Annotated in this window: 28 protein-coding genes and 2 riboswitches; of the genes, 20 read left to right on the forward strand and 8 right to left on the reverse strand. The window is 69.5% G+C overall.

From position 1 onward, the window contains the following. Positions 1-98 precede the first annotated feature (98 nt). Complete coding sequence (gene gcvT / locus SPR02S_RS18750; RefSeq protein WP_019058530.1) at positions 99-1,226, reverse strand: glycine cleavage system aminomethyltransferase GcvT; 1,128 nt, start codon at positions 1,224-1,226, stop codon at positions 99-101. A 34-nt stretch (positions 1,227-1,260) separates the two neighbouring features. Then, positions 1,261-1,370: riboswitch (glycine riboswitch) on the reverse strand. Further along, positions 1,371-1,469, reverse strand: a riboswitch (glycine riboswitch). Between the two features lie 149 nt (positions 1,470-1,618). Here gcvT and SPR02S_RS18755 point away from each other — a divergent pair. From SPR02S_RS18755 to SPR02S_RS18800, 10 genes are all read left to right on the forward strand, one after another. Then, the gene (locus tag SPR02S_RS18755; protein WP_043258363.1) at positions 1,619-2,320 is read left to right on the forward strand and encodes an AAA family ATPase; all 702 of its coding nucleotides are present in this window, start codon (positions 1,619-1,621) and stop codon (positions 2,318-2,320) included. 64 nt (positions 2,321-2,384) lie between these two features. Then, complete coding sequence (locus SPR02S_RS18760) at positions 2,385-3,170, forward strand: enhanced serine sensitivity protein SseB (protein WP_019058532.1); 786 nt, start codon at positions 2,385-2,387, stop codon at positions 3,168-3,170. A 151-nt stretch (positions 3,171-3,321) separates the two neighbouring features. Further along, positions 3,322-4,110: an enhanced serine sensitivity protein SseB C-terminal domain-containing protein gene (locus SPR02S_RS18765; RefSeq protein ID WP_019058533.1), complete on the forward strand. Its 789-nt coding sequence runs from the start codon at positions 3,322-3,324 to the stop codon at positions 4,108-4,110. Positions 4,111-4,446: 336 nt separating this feature from the next. Next, entirely contained in the window at positions 4,447-5,454 is a 1,008-nt protein-coding gene (locus SPR02S_RS18770) for an ABC transporter permease (protein ID WP_026150680.1), read from the forward strand. Between the two features lie 73 nt (positions 5,455-5,527). Beyond that, complete coding sequence (locus tag SPR02S_RS18775) at positions 5,528-7,324, forward strand: ABC transporter substrate-binding protein (RefSeq protein WP_019058535.1); 1,797 nt, start codon at positions 5,528-5,530, stop codon at positions 7,322-7,324. A gap of 111 nt (positions 7,325-7,435) precedes the next feature. Then, complete coding sequence (locus tag SPR02S_RS18780) at positions 7,436-8,434, forward strand: ABC transporter permease (protein ID WP_019058536.1); 999 nt, start codon at positions 7,436-7,438, stop codon at positions 8,432-8,434. After that, positions 8,431-9,528: an ABC transporter ATP-binding protein gene (locus tag SPR02S_RS18785; protein ID WP_019058537.1), complete on the forward strand. Its 1,098-nt coding sequence runs from the start codon at positions 8,431-8,433 to the stop codon at positions 9,526-9,528. The genes SPR02S_RS18780 and SPR02S_RS18785 overlap by 4 nt, the downstream gene beginning before the upstream one ends. Positions 9,529-9,551: 23 nt before the next feature. After that, a complete protein-coding gene (locus tag SPR02S_RS18790; RefSeq protein WP_019058538.1) occupies positions 9,552-10,826 on the forward strand; it encodes an ABC transporter ATP-binding protein in 1,275 nt (424 codons plus the stop codon). A gap of 192 nt (positions 10,827-11,018) precedes the next feature. Beyond that, positions 11,019-12,410, forward strand: a complete 1,392-nt coding sequence (locus SPR02S_RS18795) for a M1 family metallopeptidase (protein ID WP_019058539.1) — start codon at positions 11,019-11,021, stop codon at positions 12,408-12,410. A gap of 46 nt (positions 12,411-12,456) precedes the next feature. Continuing rightward, positions 12,457-13,113: a trimeric intracellular cation channel family protein gene (locus SPR02S_RS18800; RefSeq protein ID WP_019058540.1), complete on the forward strand. Its 657-nt coding sequence runs from the start codon at positions 12,457-12,459 to the stop codon at positions 13,111-13,113. Here SPR02S_RS18800 and SPR02S_RS18805 read toward each other — a convergent pair. Then, complete coding sequence (locus tag SPR02S_RS18805; protein WP_026150682.1) at positions 13,022-14,263, reverse strand: alpha/beta hydrolase; 1,242 nt, start codon at positions 14,261-14,263, stop codon at positions 13,022-13,024. The two genes, SPR02S_RS18800 and SPR02S_RS18805, sit on opposite strands and share 92 nt — an antisense overlap. A gap of 174 nt (positions 14,264-14,437) precedes the next feature. Between SPR02S_RS18805 and SPR02S_RS18810 the strand changes: the two genes are divergently transcribed. Beyond that, positions 14,438-15,301: a thioesterase family protein gene (locus tag SPR02S_RS18810; RefSeq protein WP_019058542.1), complete on the forward strand. Its 864-nt coding sequence runs from the start codon at positions 14,438-14,440 to the stop codon at positions 15,299-15,301. Here the strand turns inward: SPR02S_RS18810 and SPR02S_RS18815 are convergent. Beyond that, complete coding sequence (locus SPR02S_RS18815; RefSeq protein WP_019058543.1) at positions 15,294-15,881, reverse strand: TIGR03086 family metal-binding protein; 588 nt, start codon at positions 15,879-15,881, stop codon at positions 15,294-15,296. The two genes, SPR02S_RS18810 and SPR02S_RS18815, sit on opposite strands and share 8 nt — an antisense overlap. A gap of 78 nt (positions 15,882-15,959) precedes the next feature. Here SPR02S_RS18815 and SPR02S_RS18820 point away from each other — a divergent pair, with 78 nt between their 5' ends. Beyond that, complete coding sequence (locus SPR02S_RS18820; RefSeq protein ID WP_019058544.1) at positions 15,960-16,949, forward strand: helix-turn-helix transcriptional regulator; 990 nt, start codon at positions 15,960-15,962, stop codon at positions 16,947-16,949. Between the two features lie 140 nt (positions 16,950-17,089). Next, entirely contained in the window at positions 17,090-17,473 is a 384-nt protein-coding gene (locus SPR02S_RS61740) for a hypothetical protein (protein ID WP_086021635.1), read from the forward strand. Positions 17,474-17,572: 99 nt separating this feature from the next. Here the strand turns inward: SPR02S_RS61740 and SPR02S_RS18830 are convergent, their stop codons facing one another. Then, on the reverse strand, positions 17,573-18,196 hold the full coding sequence (locus SPR02S_RS18830; protein ID WP_019058546.1) for a TetR family transcriptional regulator: 624 nt from the start codon (positions 18,194-18,196) through the stop codon (positions 17,573-17,575). A gap of 150 nt (positions 18,197-18,346) precedes the next feature. Here SPR02S_RS18830 and SPR02S_RS63990 point away from each other — a divergent pair, with 150 nt between their 5' ends. The 3 genes from SPR02S_RS63990 (at position 18,347) to SPR02S_RS18845 (ending at position 20,126) form a co-directional block, all read left to right on the forward strand. Then, positions 18,347-18,514 (forward strand): hypothetical protein, encoded by a 168-nt coding sequence (locus tag SPR02S_RS63990; protein WP_019058547.1) that lies wholly within the window; start codon positions 18,347-18,349, stop codon positions 18,512-18,514. 68 nt (positions 18,515-18,582) lie between these two features. After that, positions 18,583-18,888 carry a hypothetical protein gene (locus SPR02S_RS18840; RefSeq protein WP_019058548.1) on the forward strand — a complete coding sequence of 102 codons (306 nt, stop codon included), beginning with the start codon at positions 18,583-18,585 and terminating at the stop codon, positions 18,886-18,888. 74 nt (positions 18,889-18,962) lie between these two features. Further along, a complete protein-coding gene (locus SPR02S_RS18845) occupies positions 18,963-20,126 on the forward strand; it encodes a cysteine desulfurase family protein (protein ID WP_019058549.1) in 1,164 nt (387 codons plus the stop codon). Between the two features lie 15 nt (positions 20,127-20,141). Here SPR02S_RS18845 and SPR02S_RS18850 read toward each other — a convergent pair whose 3' ends face one another. Beyond that, positions 20,142-21,707, reverse strand: coding sequence for a multicopper oxidase family protein (locus SPR02S_RS18850; RefSeq protein WP_019058550.1), 1,566 nt, complete (start codon positions 21,705-21,707; stop codon positions 20,142-20,144). Positions 21,708-21,921: 214 nt separating this feature from the next. Further along, positions 21,922-22,635: an N-acetylmuramoyl-L-alanine amidase gene (locus SPR02S_RS18855; RefSeq protein ID WP_019058551.1), complete on the reverse strand. Its 714-nt coding sequence runs from the start codon at positions 22,633-22,635 to the stop codon at positions 21,922-21,924. A 60-nt stretch (positions 22,636-22,695) separates the two neighbouring features. On the opposite strand from SPR02S_RS18855, the gene mnmA reads away from it, so the two are divergent. Beyond that, positions 22,696-23,829, forward strand: coding sequence for a tRNA 2-thiouridine(34) synthase MnmA (gene mnmA / locus SPR02S_RS18860; protein ID WP_019058552.1), 1,134 nt, complete (start codon positions 22,696-22,698; stop codon positions 23,827-23,829). Positions 23,830-23,877: 48 nt separating this feature from the next. Here mnmA and SPR02S_RS18865 read toward each other — a convergent pair whose 3' ends face one another. Together SPR02S_RS18865 and SPR02S_RS18870 are read right to left on the reverse strand one after the other, a co-directional pair. Next, complete coding sequence (locus SPR02S_RS18865; protein ID WP_019058553.1) at positions 23,878-24,657, reverse strand: alpha/beta fold hydrolase; 780 nt, start codon at positions 24,655-24,657, stop codon at positions 23,878-23,880. A 57-nt stretch (positions 24,658-24,714) separates the two neighbouring features. Further along, positions 24,715-25,038 carry a DUF427 domain-containing protein gene (locus SPR02S_RS18870; RefSeq protein WP_019058554.1) on the reverse strand — a complete coding sequence of 108 codons (324 nt, stop codon included), beginning with the start codon at positions 25,036-25,038 and terminating at the stop codon, positions 24,715-24,717. A gap of 50 nt (positions 25,039-25,088) precedes the next feature. Here SPR02S_RS18870 and SPR02S_RS18875 point away from each other — a divergent pair, with 50 nt between their 5' ends. Genes SPR02S_RS18875 through SPR02S_RS18885 form a run of 3 tightly spaced genes read left to right on the forward strand, consistent with a single transcriptional unit; the run spans position 25,089 to position 26,732 of the window. Continuing rightward, positions 25,089-25,628: an LOG family protein gene (locus tag SPR02S_RS18875; protein ID WP_019058555.1), complete on the forward strand. Its 540-nt coding sequence runs from the start codon at positions 25,089-25,091 to the stop codon at positions 25,626-25,628. A gap of 7 nt (positions 25,629-25,635) precedes the next feature. Next, a complete protein-coding gene (locus SPR02S_RS18880) occupies positions 25,636-26,334 on the forward strand; it encodes an SDR family oxidoreductase (protein WP_078622939.1) in 699 nt (232 codons plus the stop codon). Next, positions 26,331-26,732, forward strand: coding sequence for a hypothetical protein (locus tag SPR02S_RS18885; RefSeq protein WP_019058557.1), 402 nt, complete (start codon positions 26,331-26,333; stop codon positions 26,730-26,732). Before SPR02S_RS18880 ends, SPR02S_RS18885 begins: the two co-directional genes overlap by 4 nt. Positions 26,733-26,768 lie beyond the last annotated feature (36 nt).

Raw genomic sequence — 26,768 nt, forward strand, 5'->3', positions numbered from 1 at the left:
CTGTACGCGGGGGAGTGCTGATGAATGGGGGACTACGGAGGACATCGACAGGCAGGGGCGATCCGCCCCGGGTCACAGACGTGACGCTACGACGACTGTCACTTCTCGCGCTTGTAGAACGGCAGTGCCACGACCTCGTACGGCTCGTGACTGCCCCGGATGTCCACGCCGACACCGGTCGTACCCGGCGCCGAGTGCGCGGCGTCGACGTAGGCCATGGCGATGGGCCTGCCCAGCGTGGGGGAGGGGGCGCCGGAGGTGACCTCGCCGATCACCTGGCCGTCGGCGACGACGGGGTACCCGGCGCGCGGGACCCGGCGGCCCTCGGCGACGAGCCCGACGAGGACGCGCGGCGGCTGCGAGGCGGCGCGCTCGGCGGCGGCCTCCAGGGCGCCGCGCCCGACGAAGTCGCCGTCCTTCTCGAACTTCACGACCCGGCCGAGCCCGGCGTCGAAGGGGGTCAGCTCCGTGCTCAGCTCATGCCCGTACAGCGGCATCCCGGCCTCCAGGCGCAGGGTGTCGCGGCACGACAGCCCGCACGGGATCAGCCCGACCGACGCCCCGGCCTCGGTCAGCGCCAGCCACAGCTTCTCCGCGTCACCGGGGGAGACGAACAGCTCGAAGCCGTCCTCGCCGGTGTAGCCGGTGCGGGCGATCAGCGCGGGGACGCCCGCGACCGTGCCGGGCAGACCGGCGTAGTACTTGAGGCCGTCGAGGTCGGCGTCGGTGAGCGACTTGAGGATGCCGGGGGACTCGGGGCCCTGGACGGCGAGCAGCGCGTACGCGTCACGGTCGTCGCGGACGAGCGCGTCGAAGCCCTCGGCACGCTCGACGAGTGCGTCCAGCACGACCTGGGCGTTGGAGGCGTTGGCCACCACCATGTATTCCGTCTCGGCCAGCCGGTAGACGATCAGGTCGTCCAGGATGCCGCCGTCGGCCCGGCAGATCATGGTGTAGCGGGCGCGGCCGAGGCCCACGGAGCCGATGTTGCCGACGAGGGCGTAGTTGAGGAGTTGGGCCGCCTGCGGTCCGGTGACGGTGATCTCGCCCATGTGGGAGAGGTCGAAGAGGCCGGCCTTCGTGCGGACGGCGAGGTGTTCGTCGCGCTCGGAGCCGTAGCGCAGCGGCATGTCCCAGCCGGCGAAGTCGGTCATCGTCGCACCGAGCGAGCGGTGCAGCGCGTCGAGCGCGGTGCGGCGCTTCTCAGGGGTGGCGGTACTGCTCATCGGTCGGTCTCCCAAGGCATGACGGCGAGGTCGTTCCTCCCCATCTGTCATCGGGACCTGAGAGGTTCGCCATGACCGCACGCGGGACATGGGTTGCACCTTGGGTGGGACCACCGTCGCCGGCGGTCCGCTTTTCAGATGTGCCTCGCCCGCGCGGTAACGGGGCCTGAGAGATTCAAGGGAGGGACTTGCTCCTTCGGCGCCCCAGCGAAAGCTGGCTGGGGACTCTCCCGCGCGGATTCAAGCGGCCGGTATGCAGTTAGGCGGGCACATCATCGCACAGGCTTTGTAACAGGCCTGTGGCCGGACGCGAACGGAACCGCGAGACACCGTGCATTACCTTCTCTTTACGTTCAGTGGGGAGAACCTTTCCTGACCCCGCAGGGAGGACGATCACGGTGACAAGGACCACGGTGTACGCCACGACCTCGGCCGTAGCGCTGCCCAAGCAGCCCTCGGCCTCGGCCAGGGAGGCATGCCCCGCCCGCCCCGTACCGACAGTCCGCGACCTGCGCGAGCGCGCCGGCCACAGCCCGCACGGACTCCGCTTCGGCCCCCGTGACCTGGTCGTCGTCACCGGCCTGCCCGGCAGCGGCAAGTCCACGCTGATGCGCCGCGCGGTGCCGGGCGGCGATGGCGTCCGCGTCGACAGCCAGGACACCCGCGACCGCTGGGAAGCCCGTATATCCCGAGTCCCCAGCCTCGCCGGCCTCCTCCCGTACGCGATCTACCGCCCCCTGGTCCGCCTCGCCCACTACGCCGGGCTGCACCGCGCGCTGCGCTCCGCGTCCGGAGCCGTCGTGCACGACTGCGGTACGCAGACCTGGGTGCGCGGCTGGCTGGCCCGGGCCGCCGGGCGCCGGGGCGGCACGCTGCACCTGGTGTTCCTCGACGTCAGCCCGGACCTCGCGCTCGACGGTCAGCGCGAGCGAGGCCGCGGAGTCTCGCGCTATGCGTTCCTGCGCCACCGCAGGGCCGCCGCCCGTCTGCTGCGCGCGGTCGAGCGCGGCGAACTGCCGCACGGAGTGGGCTCGGCGGTCCTCCTGGACCGGGACGCGGCGGACGTGCTGCGCCGGATCGACTTCGCCGACTGAGCCGCTAGCCTTTTCAGCCACAGCAGGGTTACAGCAGGCGGTTTGACCAGCAGGCGGTAGGTAGATGGACTTCCCGGCGGACTTCCCCGGACAGGCGTACCCCCACCCGCATCCGCACGGCGGATGGCCGGGCAACGAACTGGAGGAGGTGCTCTCGGCGTCCCTCGGCATGCCCTCGGCCGGCGGCCGGATCGTCGAGGTGCTCGGCCGCAGCTTCGTCTGGGTCCCGCTCCCCAGCGGCGGCGGCCCGCAGAGCGGCCCGCTGGACCTGCCGACGCTGGACATCGAGGGGCAGGCGTTCGTCCCGGTCTTCAGCTCCGAGGAACAGTTCCGTCAGGTCGTCGGCTCGCATCTGTCGTTCACGATCGCGCCGGCGGTGGAGTTCGCGCGCGGGCTGCCCCCGCAGGTCGGCCTCGCGGTGAACCCGGGCGGCGTGGTCGGCGTCCCGCTCCCGCCCCTCGCGGTGGCCGAGCTGTGCCGCATCGGCCGCACCGCCCTCGACGGCCCCACCAGCGGCGGCCGCGTCCGCCTCTTCGAACCCGACTGGCAGGACGACCCGGTCGACTTCCTCACCGCCGCCTCCGCCGAGTTCGCCGCGATCGGCGTGGTCGCCACGGCCCGCCGCTGCCTCGCCGCCATCGAGACGGCGGCCCCGGTCATGTTCGTAGGCGTAGAACTGACCAACTGGGACGGCGACTTGAGAGCGGCCCCGATGGAGGCTCTCGGTAGAGCCCTGGGCCAGGTCACCGTTCAATGGCAGGTCAACCTGGTCCTCCTGGACGTAACCCAGGACCCGGTGGCGGACTGGATGAGGCAGACAGTGCGCCCCTTCTACACACAGGGTCACTAGCAAGCTCGCTCAGGGGCACCCACCCAGGGGCGCGGGGAACTGCGCACTCAGCCACAACGCACCCGCACTCGCCAACGCACACAAGGCCCCAACCCACTGGGCGCTTAAGCTGTTTCCAACGCAGGGCAACTAACCAGAAGGAGCGGTACTCGTGAGCGCCAGCGACACCGCGACCGGCCAGGTCGAGCACATGCTGCGCCAGGTGACGCCCGGGCGCTACGACGCCTACGAGGCACTCCTCCGCGCCCTCGCGACCCCCCACTCCGGCCAGATCTGGATGCTCCTGTGGCACGGCCAGTCCGGCTCCCCGGACGCCCAGTACGGAAACATGCAGGTCGACAAGTACGGCTACGCCCCCTGCGTCACCTCCGCCCAGGAACTCTCGGCGAGCGGCTGGAACCGCTCCTACGAGGTGGTCGACGGCCTCGACGTGGCCCGCACCCTCTACCCCGACCACTTCGGCCTCTGGCTCAACCCGCACGCGCCGGGCGGCGGCGTCGGCATCCCCTGGCTGGACCTGCGCCGGATCGCCACCGGCCTGGAGCGCCAACCGGCAGGGCCCCTGCGTCTGTCGGAACCGGGCATCGAGATCCCCCAGTTCTACGGCCTCCTCACGCAGAACGCCCACCGCACCCCGGCGGTCCGCGCCCTGCGCCGCGCCTGGGTGCAGCCCGCGCTCGGAGCGCCGTATCTCGCGATCGGTCTGGATGTCTACGACACCAGCCCGCCGGCCGTGGACTCGGTGCGCGGCATGATGCAGCAGTCGATCGGCGCGGTCCCGGACGGGCTGCCGGTGTCGACGGTGGCGATGTCCGACGAGTACGACCCGGTCGCGCTCTGGCTGCGGGCGAACGCCCGCCCGTTCTACGACCGTGAGGCCCACGCGGCACCCGCTCAGGCGGGTGGGTACGGATACCCACCCGTCCGTGGTGGATACTGAACCGGCGAGTCCTCTTCTCCGCTTCTCCGCAGGATTTACGTCTACGACACATTTCTTCGCGCGTAGATAGCGGCGAGATGCGCAAAATGACGTCGATTCGGCGTTCTGTCCCAAGTGCCCTGCGTCCGGGGGGCGTTACCCCGTGTCCGTATAACGGAACCCTCCTGACCGCATCACGTTTGCGCATCCATTCACCGCCAACCCTGGCAACAGATCACCAAAGCGTTGAAGACTCCCGCACCAGGGGCCGTGTGCCCCGATGTACGACGGACTGATCACGCCGCCACAGCGGCAAGTGTGGGCCGGCTACCGCCGGTTGAGAGGGGTCCCTGCCAGATGACGGCACCATTGCACGAGCCGACTGCGGATACGGCCCCCAGCGCGGCCGAGGAAGCGGCGGTAGTGAGCGCCGGGGCGAAGTCGGTACAGGGGCGTTCCCTGGGCCGCATCGCCTGGGAGCGCTTGAAGCGGGACAAGCTCGCTCTGACGGGCGGCATCGTCGTGCTCGTCCTCATCCTGCTCGCCCTGCTCGCGCCGGTCATCACCCACCTGCTCGGGCAGGACCCCGACGCGTACAACGAGAACCTGATCGACCCGCTGTTCGGCACCCCCAAGGGGTCGCTGGGCGGCATCAGTGGCGACCACCTGCTGGGCGTGGAGCCGGTCAACGGCCGCGACATCTTCGCCCGCATCCTCTACGGCGCCCGCGTCTCGCTCCTGGTGGGCTTCCTGTCCGCCCTGGTCGCCGTCGTCCTCGGTACCGTCCTGGGAATCCTGGCCGGCTTCTTCGGCGGCTGGGTCGACTCGCTCGTCAGCCGCGTGATGGACGGCCTGCTGGCCTTCCCGCAGCTGCTGTTCACGATCGCCCTGGTCTCCGTCATGCCGAACAACATGCTGGGCCTGTCCGGGTCGAACGTGCGCGTCTTCGTGATGATCCTGGTCATCGGCTTCTTCGGCTGGCCCTACATCGGTCGCGTGGTGCGCGGCCAGACGCTCTCGATGCGTGAGCGCGAGTACGTCGAGGCCGCCCGATCGCTGGGCGCCGGGCGGTTCTACATCCTGTTCAAGGAGCTGCTGCCCAACCTGGTCGCGCCGATCATCGTGTACACGACGATGATGATCCCGACCAACATCCTCACCGAGGCCGCGCTGAGCTTCCTGGGCGTGGGCGTCAAGCCGCCCACCTCCTCCTGGGGACAGATGCTGTCGAGCGCCATCGACTACTACGAGTCCGACCCCATGTACATGGTGGTTCCGGGTGTGGCGATCTTCATCACCGTCCTGGCCTTCAACCTGTTCGGAGACGGCGTGCGGGATGCGCTGGACCCGAAGGCATCCCGCTGAGCATCCGTACCACTCTCATCTGTCCCGTGGCACCAACACGGGGTCTCTCATCTAGTCCGGAGGATCCGAGATCGTGACTACCCAGCGCACTCCAGGGCGGCGTAAGAAGGCATTCGCCGCCGCTGCTGCGGTCGCCGCACTGCTGACCACGGCGGCGTGCGGCGGCGGCAGCGACGACAACAGCGGTTCGAAGACCGGCGCCGCCGGCTTCGACGCCGCCAACAACAAGGTCGCCCAGGCCGATCTGGTCAAGAAGGGCGGCACGCTGAAGTTCGGCGGTGCCCAGGACGCCGACTCGTGGGACACCACGCGTGGCTACTACGGCTTCATGTGGGACTTCGCGCGCTACTACAGCCGCCAGCTGGTCACGGGCAAGGCGGAGCCGGGCAAGGCCGGCGCCGAGCTCACCCCGGACCTCGCCACCGGTCTCGCCAAGGTCACCGACGGCGGCAAGACCTACACGTACACCCTGCGTGACGGCATCACGTGGGAGGACGGCAAGCCGATCACGTCCAAGGACGTGAAGTACGGCATCGAGCGCGTGTGGGCGCAGGACGTGCTGTCCGGCGGCCCGACGTACCTCAAGGACTTCCTCGACCCCAACGGCGAGTACAAGGGTCCCTACAAGGACACGACCAAGGACAAGCTCGGTCTGAAGGCGATCACCACGCCGGACGACAAGACGGTCGTCTTCCACCTCCCGAAGCCCAACTCGGACTTCCAGGAGGTGCTGGGTCTGGTCTCGGCCTCCCCGGTCCGCCAGGACATGGACACCAAGTCCAAGTACGGCCTGAAGCCGTTCTCCTCCGGCCCGTACAAGTTCCAGTCGTACAGCCCCGGCAAGAGCCTGACGCTGGTGCGCAACACCAACTGGAAGCAGTCCTCGGACCCGGTCCGCAAGGCCTACCCGGACAAGATCACCGTCCAGTTCTTCTCGGACGCCAACCAGCTGGACCAGCGCCTGCTCAACGGTGACCTGGACCTGGACATCAACCAGACCGGCATGTCCCCGCAGGGCCGCACCACCGCCCTGAAGGAGCACAAGGCCAACCTGGACAACCCGGTCTCGGGTTACATCCGCTACGCGACCTTCCCGCAGAGCGTGGCGCCGTTCAACAACGTCGAGTGCCGCAAGGCCGTCATCCTCGGCGCGGACCACGTCTCGCTGCAGACCGCGCGCGGTGGCCCGGTCGCCGGTGGTGACATCGGCACCAACATGCTGCCGCCGTCCGTCCCGGGCGCCGAGGGCCAGAAGTACGACCCGTACAAGATCTCCGGCACGAACAAGAACGGCAACGTCGCCGAGGCCAAGGCGGCCCTGAAGGCGTGCGGCAAGCCGAACGGCTTCTCCACCACCATCGCGGTGCGCAACAACAAGCCGGTCGAGGTCGCCACGGCGCAGTCGCTCCAGGCGTCGCTGAAGAAGATCGGCATCAACGCGCAGATCGACCAGTTCGACGGTTCGCAGACCACCGGCATCATCGGCAGCCCTTCGAACGTGAAGAAGAAGGGCTACGGCATCATCATCATGGGCTGGGGTCCGGACTTCCCGACCGTCCAGGGCTTCGGTCTGCCGCTGTGGGACAGCAAGTACATCGCGCAGAGCGGTAACAACAACTTCGCGCTGATCAACGACAAGACGATCGACGGTCTGTTCAACACCTACGTCACCACGCTGGACGAGGCGGGCAAGACCAAGATCTCGACCGAGATCAACCACAAGATCATGGAGGGCGCGTACTACCTGCCCTTCACCTTCGAGAAGTTCATCAACTGGCGCAGCGACAACCTCGCGAACGTCTACACGACGGACAACTACAGCGGTACGTACGACTTCGTCAATCTCGGCCTGAAGAACCCGAAGAAGTAACCCCGGCACACCCGCCGTACGGCACGAAAGGCAGGTGAAGGCCGGCGCGGCGTGGTCGCGGGCCATCGGACAATCTCCGGTGGCCCGCGGCCCCGCGGCGGGCCGTAAGCTGTGCTCGCTTACCTCATCAGGCGGCTGTTCGCCGCCGCAGTGATGCTCGTGGTCATCGTCATGGTGGTCTTCGGCATCTTCTTCCTCGTCCCCAAGTGGGCGGGCGTCGACATCGCCTCGAGCTTCGTGGGCAAGCAGGCCGACCCGGCAGCCGTCGACGCCGTACGGCAGAAGCTGGGCCTGAGCGACCCGATCTACTCCCAGGTCTGGCAGTTCTTCAAGGGCATCTTCGCCGGTCGCACCTACTCCGGCGGCGGCGACGTCACGCACTGCGCCGCCCCCTGCTTCGGCTACTCCTTCCGCAGCGAGCAGGCCGTCTGGCCGGTGCTCACCGACCGCTTCCCGGTGACCCTGGGTCTCGCGCTCGGTGCCGCCGTCCTGTGGCTGGTCTTCGGTGTCGCGGCCGGTGTGCTCTCCGCCCTCAAGCGGGGCACCATCTGGGACCGCGGCGCGATGGTCGTCGCGCTGGCGGGTGTCTCCCTCCCCATCTACTTCACCGGTCTGCTCAGCCTGGCGATCTTCGCCTTCGGGCTGAAATGGATCGACGCGCAGTACGTGCCGCTCAGCCAGAGCGTCGGCGGCTGGTTCGGCGGCATGATCCTGCCCTGGATCACGCTCGCCTTCCTCTACGCGGCGATGTACGCCCGGATCACCCGCGCCACCATGCTGGAGATCCTCGGCGAGGACTACATCCGCACGGCCCGCGCGAAGGGCCTGACCGAACCGGTCGTCATCGGCAAGCACGCCATGCGCTCCACGATGACCCCGATCCTGACCATGCTCGGCATGGACCTCGGCGCCCTCATCGGCGGCGCCATCCTGACGGAGTCGACGTTCAACCTGCCCGGCCTCGGCCGCGCGGTGCTCGACGCCATTCGTAACCAGGACCTGCCCATCATCCTGGGCGTCACCCTGATCACTTCTCTCGCGGTGCTTCTCGCCAACCTCGTGGTGGACATCCTGTACGCCGTGATCGACCCCCGAGTGAGGCTCTCATGACGGAACTCAGCAAGAGCGGGGCCGCCGTGGGCGAACCCACGGACGCCTCTCCCGCGCCCACCGCCTTCCTCGAAGTGCGCGACCTCAAGGTGCACTTCCCCACGGACGACGGCCTGGTCAAGTCCGTCGACGGGCTCAGCTTCGCGCTGGAGAAGGGCAAGACCCTCGGCATCGTGGGCGAGTCCGGCTCCGGCAAGTCGGTGACCTCGCTCGGCATCATGGGCCTGCACACCGCCGGCCAGTACGGCAAGCGCAAGGCGCAGATCTCCGGCGAGATCTGGCTGGACGGCACCGAGCTGCTCTCCGCCGACCCTGACCACGTGCGCAAGCTGCGCGGCCGGCAGATGGCGATGATCTTCCAGGACCCGCTCTCGGCGCTGCACCCGTACTACACGATCGGCGCGCAGATCGTGGAGGCGTACCGGATCCACCACAACGTCGACAAGAAGACCGCCAAGCGTCGCGCGGTCGAGATGCTCGACCGGGTGGGCATCCCGCAGCCCGACAAGCGCATCGACAGCTACCCGCACGAGTTCTCCGGCGGTATGCGCCAGCGCGCGATGATCGCCATGTCGCTGGTCAACAACCCCGAGCTGCTGATCGCGGACGAGCCGACGACCGCCCTGGACGTGACCGTCCAGGCGCAGATCCTCGACCTCATCCGGGACCTGCAGAAGGAGTTCGGCTCCGCGGTCATCGTCATCACCCACGACCTGGGCGTCGTCGCCGAACTGGCCGACGACATCCTGGTGATGTACGGCGGCCGGTGCGTCGAGCGCGGTCCGGCCGAGGACGTGTTCTACGAACCCCGACACCCGTACACCTGGGGCCTGTTGGGCTCGATGCCCCGGCTCGACCGTGAGCAGCAGGAGCGGCTCGTCCCGGTCAAGGGCTCCCCGCCCTCGCTGATCAACATCCCGTCCGGCTGTGCCTTCAACCCGCGGTGCCCCTACGCCGACGTCCCGAAGGACAACGTCACCCGCACGGTCCGTCCCGAGCTGACCGAGGTCGGCAGCCGGCACTGGGCCGCCTGCCACCTGAGTGCGGAGCAGCGGGAGACTATCTGGATCAACGAGATTGCGCCGAAGCTGTGAGCGAGAAACCCAAGGACACAGCAGTGAGCATCCCTGTGCAGAGCGAAGGCAGCGTGGCCACCGAGGGCGGTGTCGCCCCCGGCGAGACCCTGCTGAAGGTGACCGGGCTGCAGAAGCACTTCCCGATCAAGAAGGGCCTGCTGCAACGGCAGGTCGGCGCCGTGCACGCGGTCGACGGACTCGACTTCGAGGTCAAGGCCGGCGAGACGCTGGGCGTCGTGGGCGAGTCGGGCTGCGGCAAGTCGACGATGGGCCGGCTGATCACCCGGCTGCTGGAGCCGACCGGCGGCACCGTCGAGTTCCAGGGCAAGGACATCACGCACCTCGGGGTGAGCGGCATGCGTCCGCTGCGCCGCGACATGCAGATGATCTTCCAGGACCCGTACTCGTCGCTGAACCCGCGCCACACCATCGGCACGATCGTCGGCGCGCCCTTCAAGCTCCAGGGCGTCAGCCCCGAGGGTGGTGTCCGCAAGGAAGTGCAGCGGCTGCTCGAGGTGGTCGGGCTCAACCCCGAGCACTACAACCGCTATCCGCACGAGTTCTCCGGCGGTCAGCGCCAGCGCATCGGCATCGCCCGCGCGCTCGCGCTCAACCCGAAGCTGGTCGTGGCCGACGAGCCGGTCTCCGCGCTCGACGTGTCGATCCAGGCGCAGGTGGTGAACCTGCTGGACGACCTCCAGCAGGAGCTCGGCCTGACGTACGTGATCATCGCGCACGACCTCTCGGTGGTCCGGCACGTCTCGGACCGGATCGCGGTGATGTACCTCGGCAAGATCGTCGAACTCGCCGACCGCGAGCTGCTGTACAAGGCGCCGATGCACCCGTACACCAAGGCGCTCATGTCGGCGGTGCCGATCCCGGACCCGCGGCGGAAGAACGCGAAGAGCGACCGCATCCTGCTCACGGGTGACGTGCCCTCGCCGATCTCCCCGCCGAGCGGCTGCCGTTTCCACACCCGGTGCTGGAAGGCGACCCAGATCTGCACGACGACCGAGCCGCCGCTCCTGGAGCTGGCTCCCGGCCAGCAGGTCGCCTGCCACCACCCGGAGAACTTCGCGGACCAGGCCCCGCAGGACACGGTCCTGCTGACGGCCGCGAAGGAGGCCGAGAAGCTGCTCGGCGAGACGGCGCTCCAGGAGTCGGCGGAGACGTCGGCGGCGGTGGCGGCGACGCTCGCCGAAGAGTCGGCCGAGTCCGCGGTTGAAGCTGGGGAACCCACCGAGCCCGCAGCCGAGTCGGCCCCGGAAGCTGCGGAGCCCACTGAGCCGGAAGCCGGACCCGGCGAGGCGAAGTAGGCGACAACAGGCCATCCGTACGCCCCCGTTGACCGATCCTGGTCACCGGGGGCGTTCGCATGCCGCGGTCCGTCACGGTCAACTATCCTGTGACGCATGACAAGTTGGTAAAGTCATGTACATGACGTGCGAGGTGGGGGCAGAGTCCGGCGTGTCCGACTGATCGGAAACACGCACCGAAGGGACGACTCCATGGCACTCTCCCGTTCGGCACGTCTAGGGGCCCTCGCGACCGCGGCGGCCTCTTTTCTTGTCATCGCCGCTTCCTCCGCCCCCACCCCCGGCGCCGACGGCATCGGTGACCCCTACTTCCCCCAACTCGGCAACGGCGGCTTCGACGCCCGGCACTACGCTCTCGACGTCGCCTACAACCCCGACACCGACCGCCTCGACGGGATTACGACACTCACCGCCCGCGCCACCCAGAACCTCTCCTCCTTCGACCTGGACCTCCAGAAACTGGAGGTCACGAAGGTCCAAGTGAACGGAAGACGGGCCCAGTTCACCCGCACCGGCGACGAACTGCGCATCACCCCGCGGGACTCGCTCCGCAAGGGCAGGGACTTCACGGTCACCGTCACCTACGGCGGAGTGCCCGAACCCCTCAACGGCCCCATAGTCTTCGGCTCCGACTACGGCTGGATGAAGACGACCGACGGAGTCTTCGTCGCCTGCGAACCCAACGCGGCCTCCACCTGGTTCCCGTCCAGCGACCACCCTTCCGACAAGGCCACCTACGACATCCGTATCAAGGCCCCCAAGGGGCTCACCGGAGTCTCGAACGGCCGGCTCGTCTCGACGTACGACAAGGGCGGCTCGACGTACACCCACTGGCGGGAGTCGAAGCCCATGGCGACCTATCTCGCCACCGCCACCATCGGGAAGTTCGACGTGCAGACGGGGACGACCCCCGGCGGAACCCCGATCTACGTCGCCATCGACCCCGTCCTCGCCAACAGCAACAGCGTCGACGTGTACGCCGTGACGGCCGCCGCCACCGACTACTGGTCGCAGGTCTTCGGGCCGTACCCCTTCGAGGAGACCGGCGCGATCGTCGACGACATGCCGGAGGCCGGGTTCTCGCTGGAGGTGCAGAGCAAGCCCGCCTACTCGGCCGTGCGCAGCGAGTCGACGATCGTGCACGAGCTGGCCCACCAGTGGTTCGGCGACTCGGTGAGCGTGTCGCAGTGGAAGAACATCTGGCTCAACGAGGGCTTCGCGACCTACGCCCAGTGGCTGTGGGCCGAGCACCAGGGCACCCGCACCGCGCACGACTCGTTCCTGGCCGGCTACAACTCCCGCCCCGCCGACAGCTCCTTCTGGCAGACCGTCGTAGCCGATCCGCAGCGCGACACGATGTTCGCCTCGGCCGTCTACCAGCGCGGCGCGATGACCCTCCAGATGCTCCGCGAACGCATCGGCGACACCGCGTTCTTCAAGCTGCTGCCGACCTGGACGAAGCTGCACCGCTACGGCAACGCGAGCACCGCCGAGTTCATCGAGCTCGCCGAGAAGATCAGCGGGCAACAGCTCGACGACCTGTTCCAGACCTGGCTGTACACGCCAGGGAAACCGACCCTGTAACCCTTGCTTTGAAAGGGAGGCACCCTTCTGTAGGTAACAATGTGGGGTGCTTCAGCAACTGTTCAGCCCCTCCGTCCAGCACACGCTCGACCTCGTCGGCATCTTCGTGTTCGCCATCTCCGGCGCGCTGCTGGCCGTCCGCAAGAACTTCGACGTGTTCGGCATCGCCGTGCTCGCCGAGGTCACCGCGCTGGGCGGAGGGGTCTTCCGGGACCTCGTCATCGGGGCGGTCCCCCCGGCCGCCTTCACAGACCTGGGGTATTTCCTCACTCCGTTCCTCGCCGCCCTGCTCGTCTTCTTCCTCCACCCGCAGGTGGAGCGGATCCAGTTCGGGGTCAACGTCTTCGACGCGGCCGGCCTCGGCCTGTTCTGCGTCACCGGCACGGTGAAGGCGTACGACTACGGGCTCGGCCTGACCTCCTCGGTGGCCCTCGGCCTCGGGTCCGCCGTCGGCGGCGGTGTGCTGCGGGACGTGCTGGCCAACGAGACCCCGTCGCTGCTGCGTTGGGACCGCGACCTGTACGCGGTCCCCGCGATCGTCGGCGCCACCATGGTCGCCGTGTGCATCCGCTACGACGCGCTGGGCCCGTTCACCAGTGGGCTCGCGGTCGTCACCGCTTTCGTGTTGCGCCTGCTCGCGATGCGGTACCACTGGCGAGCTCCGCGTGCGTGGAACCGGAGGTCGACCGTCCGTGAGGAGTAGTGGTGGACCCGGTCTTCGCGTGCGGACGGTTCTTGCCCATCTCCAGCGTCAGCCAGCGGAAGACCGCCTTCACCTGCGGCCGCCACAGTGCCATCGTGTGCCCGCCGTCGCTGCGCGGCAGGAACACCACGTGCACGGTCGTCGGCGCCTCGGCGACGGACGCCAGGGCGGTGCCCGCCTCGTAGCCGTCGCCGGACTCGCCGGAGATGTACAGCGCGATCGGCGGCGGAGTCTTCTTCTCCTTCAACAGCAGGTACGGGTTGTTCGCGGCGCGCAGGGCCGGGCTGGCCGCGGCGAGTGAATTGCGTTCGCCGATCGGGTCGTTGTAGCCGGACATGCCCACGGCCGCGCGGTAGCGGTCCGGGTGGGCGACGGCGAGCTTGACCGCGCACTGCGCGCCGGCCGAGTAACCGGCCACCGCCCAGCCCGAAGGGGCGGGCTCGGCACGGAAGTTGTCCATGACCATCTTCGGTACGTCGACGCTCAGCCAGGTGTCGGCGTTGACCGTGCCGGTGATGTTGGCGCAGCCGGTGTCGACGCCGGCCAGCAGATTGGTGCGCGGCGCGACCAGGATGAAGGGCGCGACCCGCCCGCTCCTCATCAGCGGCAGCAACTGCTCGTTCGCGTGCAGCGACCCGAACCAGGCCTTCGCCGAACCGGGATAGCCCGGCAGCAGCTCGACCACCGGGAACTTGTGGTGCCGGTACGCGGGCTCCTTGTACTGCGGCGGCAGCCACACGTACACCTCGGCGTTGACGCCGGAGACCTGGCCCTTGAGCTGGGTGACCTCGACCCCGCCCGCCGCGCGCATGCCGGCGCCCTCGGCGGGGGAGAAGTGCTGCTTGACCTTGGGCAACCGTTTCAGCGAGATGTCGCCGGTGCCGTTCTTGCCGAGATTCGCGGCCTGCTGGACGTGGTTGCCGGTGCCGAGGAGGTCGGCCCAGTTGTCGTAGAGGTTGTTCTGGTTGTTGACCATGACGAAGACCAGGGTGACGGCGGTCGCCTGGGCGAACAGCAGCATCAGGGCCCGTGCCGCCACGCGTACGGCCTTGGGGCCGCGCATCCGCGACCACAGCACGAGCGGCAGTATGAGGGCGACGACCGTCAGCACGACGGCGGTGTAGAGGAACGAGGTCCCGGTGAGGCTCATGTCCCCCAAGAGGGGGACCACCGGCCGCGGGTCACGGACGAGTCCGGACACTTACCAAGAAATTGCCGGTTCCTCACCCGGGGGGCCGGTGGGTTGCGAGCGGTTCGCCGGTGGTTTCATACGCCCGAAACAACAAAGCTACCGCTTAGTAATGGACTGTTGTACGGTTCACCCATGGGAGAAGCAGCAACCGCACCGGCGGCCGTACGGGCCACGATCGGCGACAGCGAGTTCGACCGCGACACGGCGGTCACCCGCCGCGCGCCAGGCGTCTACGACATCGACCTCTCGGCCGGCTGGACGATCATCAGCGCCGTCAACGGCGGCTACCTCCTCGCGGTCCTGGGCCGAGCCCTGGCGGACGCGCTCCCGCACAGCGACCCGTTCACGATCTCCGCGCACTACCTGACCGCGTCCCAACCGGGCCCGGCGGTCATCCGCACGGACACGGTCCGCACCGGCCGCACCCTCTCCACCGGCCAGGCGTCCCTCTTCCAGTACGACGAAGAAGGCGCCGAGGTGGAACGCATCCGGGTCCTGGCGTCCTACGGCAACCTGGACGCCCTGCCGGACGACGTCCGTACGACGGCCCGCCCGCCGGTGTTTCCGCCGATGGACCAGTGCTTCGGCCCGCAAGACGGGCCCGCCCCCGTCTCCGGCAGCTCGGCGATCGCCGACCGCCTGATGCTCAAGCTCGACCCGTCCACCCTCGGCTGGGCCCTGGGCGCCCCCTCCGGCAAGGGCGAGATGCGCTCCTGGTTCGGCCTGGCGGACGGCCGGGACGCGGACCCCCTCTCCTTGCTCCTTGCGGTGGACGCGCTCCCGCCGACCGCCTTCGAGATCGGCCTGAAGGGCTGGGTCCCCACGGTCGAACTCACCGTCCACGTCCGCGCTCACCCCGCCCCGGGCCCGTTGCGCGTCTCCATCACCACCCGCAACCTGGCCGGCGGCTTCCTGGAGGAGGACGCGGAGGTGTGGGACAGCGAGGATCGACTGGTCGCGCAGTCACGGCAGTTGGCGCGGGCGAGGCTCAGCTGACCGGCTTCCGTCCCAGCCAGGCCGCCAACTGGCCGTAGGCGTCGGCCCCTTCGGGTGCCGTCTGTGCCGTGGCGAAGGGGGTGTCCGCGTCCCGCTCGGTGTCGGGGAGGACCCGGCGGGCGATGGCGAGGGCGAACTCGGCGAGTTCCGGGTCGAGTTGGACGGGGTGGCCCAAGGCCTCCGAGAGGTCCCAGGTGTGGGTGACGTTCTCCATGACGTAGCCCGAGAGCGCGATCCGGCCCGGTGCCTCCCCCCACGGGACCCGGACCGGCGCGTCCAGCCGGGCGTCGTCCGTCCAGGCGGTGCGGACCCGGGCGCGGGCCTCGTCGTACGCGGTTGGCCAGCCCTTGTCGTCGACGCCGTTCACGAAGGGGTGGACGGCCATGCCCTCACCGCCCTCGCCGATCGTCGCGATGCGGTGGGTGCCGCCGACGAGGTGGCTCAGGAGGGTCCGTACGTCGAACTCCGCGCAGGGGGTGGGGGAGGAGAGCTGGTCCGGGCGCACCGTCCTGATCAGGGCGGCGGCCTGCTCGGTGGCGCGGGTGTACAGGGGGCGGGGGTCGTTCGCGTTGGTGTTCATGGCGCCGATCCTGGGCCCATAACCTGACAGTTTCCGGCAACATTTGTGCCGGGTTTCCGGGAGGCGGATGCTGGACCCGTGAAGGCCGACCGACTGCTCTCGATCCTGTTGCTCCTGCAGACCCGGGGGCGGGTCCCCGCGCATGAACTCGCCGACCGGCTTGAGGTGTCGGTGCGGACCATCTACCGGGACGTCGAGGCGTTGTCCGCCTCCGGGGTGCCGGTGTACGCCGAGCGCGGACGGCACGGCGGGATCGAGCTGCTCGCCGGGTTCCGTACGGATGTCACGGGACTGACCGCCGACGAGTCGCGCGCCCTGTTCATCCTGGCCGCGCAGGGCGCCCACGCCGCGCTCGGCCTCGACGCCGCGCTCGGTTCCGCGCTGCGCAAGGTGATGGCCGCGCTGCCGGCGCCGTACCGGCCGGCTGCCGAGGTGACCTCTCGGCGGATCCTCGTCGACGCCACGCGGTGGAAGGGCGGGCCCCAACCCGCCGTGGATCTGGACGTGTTGCAGGACGCGGTCTTCGCCGATCGGCGGCTGCGACTGCGTTATCGGCACAGCGGGGCGAGGGAGCCGAGCACCTACACCGTCGATCCGTACGGTCTCGTCTCCAAGGCCGGTGTCTGGTACCTCGTCGCCGACCGCCGCGCGCGGCCTCGCCTCTTCCGCGCCGATCGTGTGCACTCCGCCGGCCTCCTGCCCGATCCGGTGAAGCGTCGCCCTGGTGTCGAACTCGCCGACGCCTGGGAGGAGTTGCGCCGCCAGGTCGAGGAGCGCCCCGGCGGAATCGACGTCACCGTCCGCGTCCGCCGCTCCCACCTCGACATGTTCCTGCGCCTCAACGCCTCCTCGCTCGCCGAACTCCCCACGCCCGACAGCGCCGTTGACGGCGAGGACGACCGGGTGACGGTCCGGCTGTCGTACGGCGTCGTCCGCGAGGCGCGTCAACTGCTGCAGTTCGCCGACGCGTTGGAGGTCGTATCACCGCCGGAGGTGCGTGCCGAGATGGCCGCGGCGGCTGCTTCTGTCACGGAGCTGTACCAGCGAGTAGGCGCGGCCCGATCGTGAAGTCGCAGGTAGGGGCGGTCTTTTGGGCTGCCCTTTACTCTGCGCACAGGGTGGGGACAGGGCTCCGACAACCAAGCCCTAAGCGGCGTTGGTTGAGTTCCCGTCACAAGACATCCTCATCGTTTTTGGAGTTGTTTCTCATGAAGCGTGCGCGTCTCCTCCCCGCAGTGGCCCTGCTGGCGCTCTCGCCCCTGGCCCTGGCGGCCTGCGGGTCGAGCGACTCGTCGTCGTCCTCCGGCAGCGGCAACTCCGGTTCCACGCAGTCCTGTTCCGCTTCCGGCATGCCCACCGGCAACGCCACGGCACGGCCCAGCGGCGCCCCCTCCGGCGCCCCGTCCGGTGCGCCCACGGGCGCCGCGGCCTCGGGCGCGCCGACGGGCAAGCCGACCGGCAACGCCTCCGGCATGCCGACGGGCGGCCCCGGCGGGGGCGGCGGTCAGGGCGGCCAGGGCGGCGGCCCTGGCGGTGGGTGCGGCGGCGGGCCCGGCGGTGGCCAGATGAGCGGGGCCCCGCAGCAGGGCTGACCGCGGCTCCCGCACGACAGGGGCGGCCCGCTCGTACACCGGGCGTGCCGCCCCTGTCGTATGCCCATTTCTGGTCGTACGCCTATTTTTGACGCAGCGTCAGCCGAGCCAGTTGCGGCGGCCGACGCTGATCAACCGCATCTGGCGGGTGGCCAGTTGGGTCACCCGCTCGCGCTCCTCGGCCGGTGCTTCCTGGGCCTCCAGGAACAGCGAGGACGTGACGAGCATCTGGTCGACATAGAGGTGCGCCAGCATCAGCAGATCGTCCTCGCGCCAGCCCCGCGACTCCGGGTCCTTGGCGAGCTCGGCCTTCACCTCCTCGGCGAACCGGGCGAGTTGCTCCCGGATGGCCTCCCGCACCGGCTGAACCCCGCCGTGCCGCTCGCGCGCGAGGAAGCGGACATGGGCCGGGTACGCGTCCACGTGATGGGCGATCAACTGGACCGCGCGCTCGATGCGTTGGTCGCTGTCCGCCGGGGACACCGTCTGCCGGATCATCGGATGCAGACTGCCCAGGGCCTCCTCCACGAGCGCGACCCCGAGGTCGGCCGTGGAGCGGAAGTGCCGGTAGAAGGCGGTCGGTGCGACGCCCACCGCGCGGGTGACCTCGCGCAGGCCCAGACTGCTCAGGCTCTGCTCCTCCAGCAGCCCCAACGCGGCGTCCAGCAACGCCTGTCGGGTCTTCTGCTTCTGTACCTGCCGGATGCCGAGGGTGTGACTCATGTCATCCAGTTAACAACTGTTCTCCGTAATTGGAAAGTCGCCGGACGCGCTAGACTCAAGTTCAGTGAACAAGTGTTACTACAACCGTTCACCGAAACGTAACGAGGGCCGTCCCGGACGTACCGGTCGGCTCGGAGGGGGATTCATCCCATGCTGTTCCTCGTCGTAGCGCTCCTGCTGTTCGGCGTCGTGGTGGGCACCGTGGCCCACGCGCCGCTCGCCTTCACCGCCGTCGCCGCCACCGTCATCGCCGTATGGCTGGGCATCTTCGCGCTCCGCGAGCGGCACGGCCGTCGCGGCCGTACGACCGCCAACTGACCCGCTGCGGCTGCCTGTTGACCGCCGCCCGACCCACCGTCCACCCGATCATCGGGAGCCGAACCACCATGCAACTCACCGCACCGGCAACCAGCAGCAGCACCACCACCGACAACAACAACGCCGCCGTCAAGCCCACCGGCCGTCGTGACGCCGACGGCATGGCCGTCGCGTCCTTCATCCTCGGCCTCGTCGGCCTGCTCGTGCTCAACGTGTTCCTCGGCCCGATCGCCATCGCCCTGGCCGGCGTCGCCCTGTGGCGCGGCACCGCCCGTCGCGGCCGGGCCTTCCTCGGCCTCGGGCTCGGCATCGCCGATCTGCTGGTCCTCGTCGCCTTCATGCAACTGGACAGCACCGTCTCCTGGAGCTTCTAGGAGACCGGCCGGATCCCGCCAGGCCTGCCCGCCCCTCCGGGGTGCCCACCGGGGCCCGTAGAATCGGCGTCACCATGGCATACCTCGACCACGCCGCGACCACCCCGATGCTTCCCGAGGCAGTCGAGGCGATGACGGCCCACCTGAGCATCACGGGCAACGCCTCCTCCCTCCACGCTTCCGGCCGCAAGGCCCGCCGTACGGTCGAGGAGTCCCGGGAAAGCCTCGCCGAAGCGCTCGGCGCCCGCCCCAGCGAGGTCGTGTTCACCTCCGGCGGCACCGAGGCCGACAACCTCGCGGTGAAGGGCCTGTACTGGTCCCGCCGCGACGCCGACCCGGCCCGCACCCGGGTCCTGGCCAGCCCCGTCGAGCACCACGCCGTCCTGGACGCCGTCCACTGGCTGGGCGAGCACGAGGGCGCCACCGTCGAGTACCTCCCGGTCGACTCCTACGGCCGGGTCCACCCCGAGGTGCTGCGCGAGGCGATCGCCCGCAACCCCGACGATGTCGCCCTGGCGACCGTGATGTGGGCCAACAACGAGATCGGCACGGTCATGCCGGTGCGTGAACTGGCCGATGTGGCGGGGGAGTTCGGCATCCCGCTGCACGCCGACGCGGTGCAGGCCTTCGGCCAGGTCCCGGTCGACTTCGCCGCCTCCGGGCTCGCCGCGGCGACCGTCTCCGGCCACAAGATCGGCGGCCCGTACGGCATCGGCGCCCTGCTGCTGGGCCGCGAGTACACCCCCGTACCCGTCCTGCACGGCGGCGGCCAGGAACGCCATGTCCGCTCCGGCACCCTCGACGTCCCCGCGATCGCCTCCTTCGCGGTCGCCGGCCGGCTCGCCGCCGAACAGCGCGAGTGGTTCGCCCGCGAGATCGGCGCCCTGCGCGACGACCTCGTCACGGCCGTCCGTACGGCGGTGCCGGACGCGATCTTCGGCGGTGACCCGGTGGACCGCCTCCCGGCCAACGCCCACTTCACGTTCCCGGGCTGCGAGGGCGACTCCCTGCTGCTCCTGCTGGACGCCCAGGGCATCGAGTGCTCCACGGGTTCCGCCTGCACGGCGGGCGTCGCCCAGCCCAGCCATGTCCTGCTCGCCACCGGCACCGATCCGGACCTGGCCCGCGGCACCCTGCGCTTCTCCCTCGGCCACACCTCCACGGAGGCCGACGTGGAGGCCGTCGCGAAAGCGATCGGCCCGGCGGTGGAACGAGCGCGCGCCGCCGGGCTGACCTGAGAACACCTGCTCCCTCTAACTCTCCGTCACCATGAGGGAGGCCATCATGCCCTCGTCCTCGTGTTGCAGGAGATGGCAGTGGAGCATGTACATATAGGTGTCGTCGGAGAAGTCGGTGAACTCCATGGCGATCTGGATCGAGCCGCCGCCGACCACTTCGTAGGTGTCGTACCAGCCGAGCTGGACCCCGGTGGGATCCTCGCCGTTGATGGAGATCAGCTGGTACGGCACGTCGTGCAGGTGGAACGAGTGTTCCAACTGGGTGGAGTTCTGGATCGTCCAGATCTCCTTCGCGCCGACCGTCGTACTGATCATCGCCATCGCGGCCATGGTCGTGCCCGCCGACCCGTTGATCAGCATGGTGGCGCCGTTCTGGCCCAGGGTGATCGTCCGGGCGGTGAAGTCGGTCGTGTCGTACCGGTCGATGGTGTTGAGGGTGCTGGGCAGGTCGTCCGGGGTGTCGGTGCCGCTGGCCGTCACCGCGAGGACGTCGTACGTGCCGCTGCCGCCGCGGATCCAGCCGGTGGTGATCACGGCCTGGAGGGTGGCGTCCGCGGTGAGGTCCATCGTGAACTCGGCCCGGGCGCCGGCCACCAGGCGGATCGTGGTCACGTCGGTGGCCTCGGTCAGATAGCCCTGGTCGGTGCTGATCTGGGTGAGGGTGCCGCCGTCGCTGCGCTGGATCACGATGATGTCGGACGGTGAGGCGTTCAGGGCGCGGAACCGGGTCCGGGTCTTGGTGGCGGTGAAACCGAGCGTGGTGGAGTCCACGTTGGTTCCGTTGAGCAGGAGGGGGAAGGCGGTGGTGCTCAGCCGGTAGCCGGCCGCGTCGTACTTGATGTCCCCGTCGGTGTCCACGGCGAGGGACTGGAAGATGAGCGGGACGTCGTCGACGCCGTAGTCGCTGGGCAGCGCGGCGGACGCGTCCGTGGAGTCCTCGACGATGATCATCCCGGCCAGGCCGTGCACGGCCTGCTTGGCGGTGGTGCCCAGCGCGTGCGGGTGGTACCAGAGCGTGGTGGCCGGGTCCTCGACCGTGAACGTGGGCGACCAGGTCGTGCCGTCCGAGAAGGCGACCTGCGGGCCGCCGTCCATCTTGGGCGGGACGTGCGCGCCGTGGAAGTGGACGGTGGTGTCCTCGCCCAGGCTGTTGGTGATGTTCAGCAGGACCGTGTCGCCGTTGGTCCACTTCATGGTGGGGCCGAGGAACGCCTGGTTGTAGCCCATCGTGTCGCTGGTGACGCCGCTCAGCACCTCGGCGGTGCCGGTCTTGGCCTCCAGCGTGAAGGTCGTGACGCTGTCGGTGGTGGTGCCCTCCAGGAGGTCCGGGATGACAAGGGTGCTGTCCGCCGCGGACGCCTTGCTCTTCGCCGCGCCGTTCAGCAGGGAGAAGGCCCCCCCGGCCGCGGCGACCGCCGCGATACCGGTCCCGGCCATGCCGCCGAGGAACTTGCGCCGGTGCAGACCCTTGCCCCGGGCCGCGCTGTCCTTGCCGTGTTCGCGCTTCTCGGCCGTGGATTTGCGGTGGTTGCCCTTGGCGTCTGTGTTCTGTCCGGACGCGGGCTCGCTGGTGTGTGTCATGGAGCGAGAGATTTGACCTAAGGGCTGTGTAAAGACTGGGGGGTTGTTAGTAGTGGGCAGGGCGAGCTGTGAAAGGTGAGCCTGCGCATTGCCTCCACAACTCTCCTTGCGCGCAAGGAGAGTTGGTGTACCCCAGGTCACATCCGGAGCGGGGGACGCATCGGACACGATCGTGACTGAAACGACTCATAGCCAAAGCCAAATGTGACCTGGATCACGCTACTGTCCGGTGTGCCCGCCTTACGAGTGTCATGTACCGGTCCCAGTCCCAGTACCGCCCGGGGTCCGTGTGATCCGTCCCCGGCACCTCCACATGCCCGATGACGTGCTCCCGGTCGACGGAGATTCCGTAGCGCCGGCATATCTCCGCCGTCAGCCGCGCGGAGTTCGTGTACATCACGTCCGTGAACGACGACTTCCGCTCCACGAAACCCTCGTGCTCGATGCCGACACTGCGCTCGTTGTACGACCGGTTGCCCGCGTGGAAGGCCACGTCCAGCTCGCGGATCATCTGTGTGATGTCCCCGCGCTGACGGACGATGTAGTGCGCGGCCGCCTGGTGCCCGGGGTCCTGGAAGGCCTTCACCGCACTCGCGTAACTGCCCTGCGTGACATGGATGACCACCCGGTCTATCGCGTAGTCTTCCGGCCGGTCCGCCCGCCGGTAGTTCGCCGAGGAAGCCGCCACCCACGTGGCCCCCGGGAAATCGACCGCCCCCGGAGTCCGCGGCTTCTCCACCCCCGGCACCCGCCACCACAACCGCGACAACTCGTCCCGCGCCAACACCGCGGTCCCTACGGCGGCCACGGCGCCGCCGATGAGCAGCGCACGCCGGCCGGGGTGCCGGCCGGCGCTGCCCGGCGGCTTCTCCGCGGTGCCCGGTGGCTTCGCCGTCCGGTCTTCCTGATCGCTCTGTGTCTCCCCCATGTGATCGTCAACGGATACTCGCGGGCTCCGGTTCCCGTCGACCCGTACTCTGGAAGGGTTATGACTGAGACCTCCGTGCAGCGCCCCCGTCCCCTTCGCGTCCTCGCCGCCATGTCCGGTGGCGTCGACTCCGCCGTCGCCGCCGCCCGCGCCGCGGAAGCCGGCCACGACGTGACCGGCGTCCACCTCGCGCTCTCCGCGAACCCGCAATCGTTCCGCACGGGCGCGCGGGGCTGTTGCACCATCGAGGACTCGCGCGACGCCCGCCGCGCGGCCGACGTCATCGGTATCCCCTTCTACGTCTGGGACCTCGCCGACCGCTTCCGCGAGGACGTCGTCGAGGACTTCGTCGCCGAGTACGAGGCGGGCCGCACCCCGAACCCGTGCCTGCGCTGCAACGAGAAGATCAAGTTCGCCGCGCTCCTCGACAAGGCGCTCGCCCTCGGCTTCGACGCGGTCTGTACCGGCCACTACGCCCAGGTGATCGTGAACGAGGACGGCACCCGCGAACTGCACCGCGCCTCCGACATGGCGAAGGACCAGTCCTACGTCCTCGGTGTCCTGGACGAGCGGCAGCTCGCGCACGCGCTCTTCCCGCTCGGCGACACGGTGACGACGAAGGGCGAGATCCGCGCGGAGGCCGAGCGGCGCGGCCTCGCGGTCGCCAAGAAGCCCGACTCGCACGACATCTGCTTCATCGCCGACGGCGACACCCAGGGCTTCCTCGCGGGCCGCCTCGGCAAGGCCGAGGGCGACATCGTCGACGAGTCCGGCTCCGTCATCGGCTCGCACGAGGGCGCGTACGGCTTCACCATCGGCCAGCGCAAGGGCCTGCGCATCGGCACCCCGGCCGCCGACGGCAAGCCGCGCTACGTCCTGGACATCTCCCCGGTCGACAACACGGTGACGGTCGGCCCGGCCGCCGCCCTGGACGTCAGCGGCCTCACCGCCGTCAAGCCCCGCTGGTGCGGCACGGCACCCTCCGGCCCCGGCACCTACACCGCCCAGCTCCGCGCCCACGGCGGCGAGACCGAGGTCACCGCCGAACTCGTCGACGGCACCCTGGAGGTGTCGTTCACCGAGCCGGTACGGGGCGTGGCCCCCGGGCAGGCCATCGTGCTGTACGACGACACGCGCGTGGTGGGGTCGGCGACGATCGCGACGACCACGCGCGCGGCGACGGCGATGGCCTGACCGGGCTCGGCTGATACGGGGCTCGGCTGATACGGGGCTCGTTCGCGGCTAGTCCGAGAAGAACTCCGTGAGCAGGGGTGCCAGAACGGTCGGGTCCACCATGTGGGTCTGACCCTCCAGCGTGCGGTACGTCCCGTCCGGCGCCGCGTCCGCCACGGCCCGCGCGGCCTGCCGCATCCACTCGGCGCTCGCGCCGCCCGCGATGGTGAGCACCGGGACGGACAGGGACGCCAGCCGCTCCGCCGGGACCAGGCCGTCGCCCATGGCCGCGTCGTCGTAGGCGAGGGTGGGGGCGATGGCCTCCATGCCGGGCCACATGGGGGAGCGGCGGGCGCCGTCGATCATCTCCGGGGGTGCGCCGGTGAGCGCCATGAAGAGTGCGACGGCGTCGCCGTGGCGGCCCTCGGCGAGGAGTTCCGTGAGGCGCCCGGTGTATTCGGCGCGCTCCTTGGCGCCGGTCGTGTCGAGGGCGAACGGCGGCTCGTACAGGGCGACTTGGGTGACGGGGAGGCCGCTCGCCGTCGCGTGCAGGGCGAGGGCGGCGCCGGACGAGTGGCCGTAGAGGGCCGCGCTGCCGCCCACGGCGTCGATCAGCGCCGCGAGGTCCTCGACCTCGCGGGCCACGTCGAAGGGCGCCGTGTCGCCGCTCGCGCCCCGGCCCCGGCGGTCGTACGGGACGGCCCCGAACCGGTGCGCGAGCTGCGCGGCGAGCGGCAGGAGCCCGTCGCCCGTCGTCATCGCGCCACCGACGAGGACGACGGGCGGACCCGCACCGATGCGTTCGTACGCGATGGCGGTGCCGTCGCGCGAAACAGTCTTCTTGTCCATGTCGGTGAAGACTGCCGAAGGAACGCCGACTAATCGGTCACGACACCTGTCGATCGGTCACAACACTTCTACTTCGTAGAAGCAGAGGTGGTCCTTGATCTGTGCGACGTCGGGCTTGGGGTCGGGGTACGCCCAGACCAGGTCGGGCGCGTCCGGCAGGGACCAGTAGGACGCGTCGCCCTTGAAGGGGCAGTGGGTGTGGGTCTCGGAGGGGGCCAGGAGGTCGAGGCGGACGTCCTCCGGGGGGAGGTAGTACCGCACCGGGGAGCCGGTCTCCTTCAGGATCAGGGGCCGGTCGCTCTCCGCCAGCACCTGGTCGCCGTGGACGACGCGTACGCGCTTGTCGCCCTGCTCGATCGTGATCGTGTGTCCTTGAGCCATACCGGAAAAGCACTCGCGGGCCCCCGGTTCTTCCCGCGTACGGTGACGACATGAAGATCTGTGTCTTTCTCTCCGCCGCCGACCTGGACGAGCGCTACACGCGCCCCGCGCGGGAGTTCGCCGAACTGCTCGGCAAGGGCGGGCACACGCTCGTGTGGGGCGGTTCGGAGTCCGGCCTGATGAAGGTGGTCGCCGACGGCGTACAGGCCGCCGGTGGACGGCTGGTGGGCGTCTCGGTGACCTTCCTGGCGGCGAAGGCCCGGGCAGACGCCGACGAGATGGTGATCGCGGCCGACCTCGCCGAACGTAAGAGGCTGCTCCTGGAGAAGTCCGACGCCGTGGTGATCATGGTGGGCGGCACCGGGACGCTGGACGAGGCGACGGAGATCCTGGAACTGAAGAAGCACGGCCACACCGACAAGCCGGTGGTGCTGCTCAACACGGCGGGCTTCTACGACGGCCTGAAGACCCAGTTCCGGCGCATGGAGGACGAGGGGTTCCTGCCCGTCCCGCTCACCGACCTGGTGTTCTTCGCGGAGGAGCCGGTGGGGGCGCTGGCCTACCTGGAGGAGAGCCAGGGCATCGAGTGATGCGAGCATGGCGGGCATGGCTACACATGTGATCACCGGGGCCGGTTCCGGCATCGGCGCGGCCGTCGCCCGCCGGCTGCACGCGCGCGGGGACGAACTCGTGCTCCACGCGCGCGACGCGGGCCGCGCGAAGGAACTGGCGGCGGAGTACCCCGGGGCGAGCACCTTGGTGGGCGACTTGGCGGACCCCGACAAACTCAGCTGGGCGTTCTCGCACCAGAGCCTGCCCGACCGCGTGGACACGCTGCTGCACATCGCCGGGGTGGTCGATCTGGGCCCGGTGGGCGAGCTGACTCCGAAGACCTGGCGCCACCAGCTCAACGTCAACCTGATCGCCCCCGCCGAACTGACCCGCCACTTCCTGCCCCAACTCCGGCTGTCCGGCGGCCACGTCCTCTTCGTGAACTCCGGCGCGGGCCTCCGGGCGAGCGCCGACTGGTCCGCGTACGCGGCCTCCAAGCACGGCCTGAAGGCCCTGGCCGATTCGTTGCGCCACGAGGAACACGACAACGGCGTCCGCGTCACCTCGGTCTACCCCGGCCGCACCGCCAGCCCCATGCAGGCCAAGGTCCACCAACAGGAGGGTAAGCAGTACGACCCCGCCCAGTGGATCGACCCCGAGTCGGTCGCGACGACGATCCTCATGGCGATCGACCTGCCGGGGGACGCGGAGGTCAATGACCTGACGGTGCGGCCGGGACGGTGACCGGGCGGGAGCGATCGCGCGGTGCGAGCGGTGCGGAGATCCGGGGCTGGCTCGACGAGGTGTGGGGGCGCACGGAGGCCGCGGTGGTCCTCGAAGGCGGCGACAACGGCGGACCGCTCGGCCGACGCGGGATCATTGGTGAGGTGTTCGACGCCGAGGACTTGGCGGAACTGCGCGTCCTCACCACGACCGGAGAGTTCGCGAACGACATCTGCCGCTGCTTCGGCAGCGTGACCATCGCCCTGCTCGATGCCGAGGCCGAGTTCATCGGGAGCGGCAGCGTGCACGGCGAAACGGACGTCTCCTGGGAGCGCGGCCGATTCCGGAACAACCTGGAGGTCGCGGATCCGGAGCGGCTGATCGCGTTCTTGGAGCGGCTCGGCATCCGGATGCGCTGAAGCCCGGGTCGGCACCATCCAGCCCGTCCGGCGCTT

It is taken from the genome of Streptomyces prunicolor NBRC 13075 (assembly GCF_000367365.1).
GTDB classification, from domain to species: Bacteria; Actinomycetota; Actinomycetes; order Streptomycetales; family Streptomycetaceae; genus Streptomyces; species Streptomyces prunicolor.

Excerpts from the sequence above, each read along its gene's own strand:
- SPR02S_RS18805 (WP_026150682.1), bottom strand. The coding sequence starts at position 14,263 with ATGAGCCTCACCGGGACCTCGTTCCTCTACACCGCCGTCGTGCTGACG.
- SPR02S_RS18830 (WP_019058546.1), bottom strand. The coding sequence starts at position 18,196 with ATGAGTCACACCCTCGGCATCCGGCAGGTACAGAAGCAGAAGACCCGA.
- SPR02S_RS18785 (WP_019058537.1), top strand. The coding sequence starts at position 8,431 with ATGACGGAACTCAGCAAGAGCGGGGCCGCCGTGGGCGAACCCACGGAC.
- SPR02S_RS18770 (WP_026150680.1), top strand. The coding sequence starts at position 4,447 with ATGACGGCACCATTGCACGAGCCGACTGCGGATACGGCCCCCAGCGCG.
- SPR02S_RS18840 (WP_019058548.1), top strand. The coding sequence starts at position 18,583 with ATGCAACTCACCGCACCGGCAACCAGCAGCAGCACCACCACCGACAAC.
- SPR02S_RS18875 (WP_019058555.1), top strand. The coding sequence starts at position 25,089 with ATGAAGATCTGTGTCTTTCTCTCCGCCGCCGACCTGGACGAGCGCTAC.
- SPR02S_RS18845 (WP_019058549.1), top strand. The coding sequence starts at position 18,963 with ATGGCATACCTCGACCACGCCGCGACCACCCCGATGCTTCCCGAGGCA.
- SPR02S_RS18810 (WP_019058542.1), top strand. The coding sequence starts at position 14,438 with ATGGGAGAAGCAGCAACCGCACCGGCGGCCGTACGGGCCACGATCGGC.
- SPR02S_RS61740 (WP_086021635.1), top strand. The coding sequence starts at position 17,090 with ATGAAGCGTGCGCGTCTCCTCCCCGCAGTGGCCCTGCTGGCGCTCTCG.
- mnmA (WP_019058552.1), top strand. The coding sequence starts at position 22,696 with ATGACTGAGACCTCCGTGCAGCGCCCCCGTCCCCTTCGCGTCCTCGCC.
- SPR02S_RS63990 (WP_019058547.1), top strand. The coding sequence starts at position 18,347 with ATGCTGTTCCTCGTCGTAGCGCTCCTGCTGTTCGGCGTCGTGGTGGGC.
- SPR02S_RS18815 (WP_019058543.1), bottom strand. The coding sequence starts at position 15,881 with ATGAACACCAACGCGAACGACCCCCGCCCCCTGTACACCCGCGCCACC.
- SPR02S_RS18865 (WP_019058553.1), bottom strand. The coding sequence starts at position 24,657 with ATGGACAAGAAGACTGTTTCGCGCGACGGCACCGCCATCGCGTACGAA.
- SPR02S_RS18880 (WP_078622939.1), top strand. The coding sequence starts at position 25,636 with ATGGCGGGCATGGCTACACATGTGATCACCGGGGCCGGTTCCGGCATC.
- gcvT (WP_019058530.1), bottom strand. The coding sequence starts at position 1,226 with ATGAGCAGTACCGCCACCCCTGAGAAGCGCCGCACCGCGCTCGACGCG.
- SPR02S_RS18850 (WP_019058550.1), bottom strand. The coding sequence starts at position 21,707 with ATGACACACACCAGCGAGCCCGCGTCCGGACAGAACACAGACGCCAAG.
- SPR02S_RS18760 (WP_019058532.1), top strand. The coding sequence starts at position 2,385 with ATGGACTTCCCGGCGGACTTCCCCGGACAGGCGTACCCCCACCCGCAT.
- SPR02S_RS18870 (WP_019058554.1), bottom strand. The coding sequence starts at position 25,038 with ATGGCTCAAGGACACACGATCACGATCGAGCAGGGCGACAAGCGCGTA.
- SPR02S_RS18795 (WP_019058539.1), top strand. The coding sequence starts at position 11,019 with ATGGCACTCTCCCGTTCGGCACGTCTAGGGGCCCTCGCGACCGCGGCG.
- SPR02S_RS18855 (WP_019058551.1), bottom strand. The coding sequence starts at position 22,635 with ATGGGGGAGACACAGAGCGATCAGGAAGACCGGACGGCGAAGCCACCG.